General features: G+C 64.1%; 3 protein-coding genes. 1 reads left to right on the top strand and 2 read right to left on the bottom strand.

Features of this window, described 5'->3' with window-relative positions:
- Positions 1–132: 132 nt before the first annotated feature.
- Together AC5ZGW_RS45835 and gloB are read right to left on the bottom strand one after the other, a co-directional pair.
- The gene (locus AC5ZGW_RS45835; protein WP_130231850.1) at positions 133–561 is read right to left on the bottom strand and encodes a cupin domain-containing protein; all 429 of its coding nucleotides are present in this window, start codon (positions 559–561) and stop codon (positions 133–135) included.
- Positions 561–1,328 (bottom strand): hydroxyacylglutathione hydrolase, encoded by a 768-nt coding sequence (gene gloB, locus AC5ZGW_RS45830; RefSeq protein WP_028164200.1) that lies wholly within the window; start codon positions 1,326–1,328, stop codon positions 561–563. The genes AC5ZGW_RS45835 and gloB overlap by 1 nt, the downstream gene beginning before the upstream one ends.
- A gap of 182 nt (positions 1,329–1,510) precedes the next feature.
- On the opposite strand from gloB, the gene AC5ZGW_RS45825 reads away from it, so the two are divergent.
- Positions 1,511–2,239, top strand: a complete 729-nt coding sequence (locus AC5ZGW_RS45825) for a methyltransferase domain-containing protein (RefSeq protein WP_028164201.1) — start codon at positions 1,511–1,513, stop codon at positions 2,237–2,239.
- Positions 2,240–2,330: the final 91 nt, after the last annotated feature.

The following is a 2,330-nucleotide window of genomic DNA, read 5'->3' as shown; positions in this document are numbered from 1 at the left end:
GCGAGCGGATGACGCAAAAAGGGATTGACTGAGCAAGGCCCGTTACAGAAGGGTGGGCAAAGCGCAGCGTGCCCACCATTTCTTGCTCAGCTCGTGATGGTGGGCACGCTTCGCTTTGCCCACCCTACAAAACTAATCGGGCTCCCAGCCTTTCGGTGCCAGTTCGAATTTCGCAAATTCAAACGCCGGCGCCACGGTGCATCCGACCAGGATCCAATCGCCGGTGCACTCCGCCGCCTGCCATGCATGCGCCGGCACGATCGCCTGCGGCACTTCGCCGGCGGTGAGATCGGGGCCGAGACGAATCTCGCGCTGTCCGCTCGCATCGGCGATCCGCAAGGTCAGTGCATCGCCAGCGTAATAGTGCCAGATCTCCACCGCATCGACGCGATGCCAATGCGAGCGCTCGCCGCGTCCGAGCAGGAAATAGATCGCAGTCGAGCGCGATCGTCCGCTCGCATCCTTCTCACTATCGCGAAACGTCTCGCGATAGTGGCCGCCCTCGGGATGCGGCTTCAGCGCAAGCTTCGCGATAATCTCGGCGGCAGTCGGCTTTGGCATCACGACTTATTCTTGCGCTCGCGCAATTCGCCGAACACTTGCGCTCCGTCGGCGCCCTTCATGTGCAGCTTGGCGGCGACCGCAGGCTCGTCGGCGCGCAGGAACACGTTGGCTTTCTTCTCCTCGCCAAGCAGCGTCGGGATCGTCGGCTTGTTCTCCGCGCGCAGCCGCGTCACTTCCTCGGCGCGGGCGTTCAATGCCGGATTGTCTGATTCCACCGTCAGCGCGAACTTGACATTGGCGGCGGTATATTCGTGGCCGCAATAGAGACGGAAATCGTCCGGCAGTGCGCGCAGCTTGAGCAGCGAATCCCACATCATCGGATAATTGCCCTCGAACACCCGGCCGCAGCCGATCGAGAACAAAGTGTCGGCGGCAAACACCGCCTTCTCGCCGTCGAACACATAGGAGATGTGGTCGAGCGTGTGGCCCGGCGTCTCCAGCACCCGCGCGAGCAGGCTGCCGACCTTGATCACGTCGCCGTTGGCGGCGCGCAGGTCGACATTGGCGATCGCCGTGGTCTTGTCGTGCGGCGCGACGACGCGGCAACCATATTTCTGTTTCAGTTCGGCAACCCCGCCGACATGGTCATGATGATGATGGGTGATGAGGATGTCGGTGAGATTCCAGCCCTCGCGCTCCAATGCCGCGATGATGGGGCCGGCTTCCGGCGCATCGATCGAGGCGGTGGCCTTGGTGGCGGGGTCGTGGATCAGATAGCCGAAATTGTCGGTCAGGCAGGTGAAGAGACGGATTTCCGCAGTCATGGTATCTCCCGCGAACGGCCAAGCGTTATTGTTTGAGCATGGTCTCTTCGGAAAACCGGTTCCCACTTTTCCTGACCATGCTGTAACACGCCCAATATGCGCAGGAAATATGGCGTTAACGCTCGCGCGGCAACGCAATTTTGGGGAACACGCGCGTAACGGCGCCGTGTTAGGTTGGGTGCATGGACGTCATTGATCTCCGCGATTTCTATTCGCAGCGCCTGGGCATCGTGGCGCGCCAGTTAATCAATCGCGGTATCCGCGAGCGATGGCCAGGGGCCGAGGGCCAGCGTGTGCTCGGGCTCGGCTACCCCACCCCCTATCTCGGCCTGTTCCGCGAGGATTGCGAGCGCTGCATCGCTTTCATGCCGGCGTCACAGGGTGTTCTGAAATGGCCGACGGGCCGGCCGGCGCTCGCGACCCTGGTCGACGAATTCTCGATGCCGCTCGCGGACGCCGCGGTCGACCGCGTGCTGCTCGTGCATGCGCTGGAGATGTCGGATGATCCGGAGCGGCTCTTGCGCGAGGTGTGGCGGGTGCTGGCGCCGTCCGGCCGGCTGATCGCGGTGATACCCAATCGCCGCGGCGTATGGACACGCACCGACACCACGCCCTTCGGCCACGGCCGGCCCTATTCGCGGGCGCAGATCACGCAATTGCTGCGGCAGACCTGGTTCACGCCGACGGCGTGGGGCGAGGCGCTGTTCGTGCCGCCGGTCGCGGGGAGCTGGTTCCTGCGCTGGGCGATGGCCTGGGAGCGCCTCGGTGCGACGCTGTCATTGCCGTTCGCGGGCGTGCACATCGTGGAGGCGACCAAGCAGGTCTATCGCGCGATCCCCGCACACCGCGAGCGCGCGCGGCTCATCCCGTCGCTGCAGCCGGTGCTGGTGCCGTCGTCGTCGCGCGCGTGATCCGGTTTTGTAGATTCGTAGATGGGGTAACGGGCCGCGGTCTGCCCTCCAAGCAAGCCGCGCTTGCTACGGCGCTATGGGTGGCGCGCTG

It is taken from the genome of Bradyrhizobium sp. Crot121, from assembly GCF_059512385.1.
This window is presented reverse-complemented; position numbering and strand designations above follow the sequence as displayed.

Bases quoted from the DNA above. Each gene is read 5' to 3' on its own strand.
- gloB (WP_028164200.1), bottom strand. From the start codon at position 1,328: ATGACTGCGGAAATCCGTCTCTTCACCTGCCTGACCGACAATTTCGGC.
- AC5ZGW_RS45825 (WP_028164201.1), top strand. From the start codon at position 1,511: ATGGACGTCATTGATCTCCGCGATTTCTATTCGCAGCGCCTGGGCATC.
- AC5ZGW_RS45835 (WP_130231850.1), bottom strand. From the start codon at position 561: ATGCCAAAGCCGACTGCCGCCGAGATTATCGCGAAGCTTGCGCTGAAG.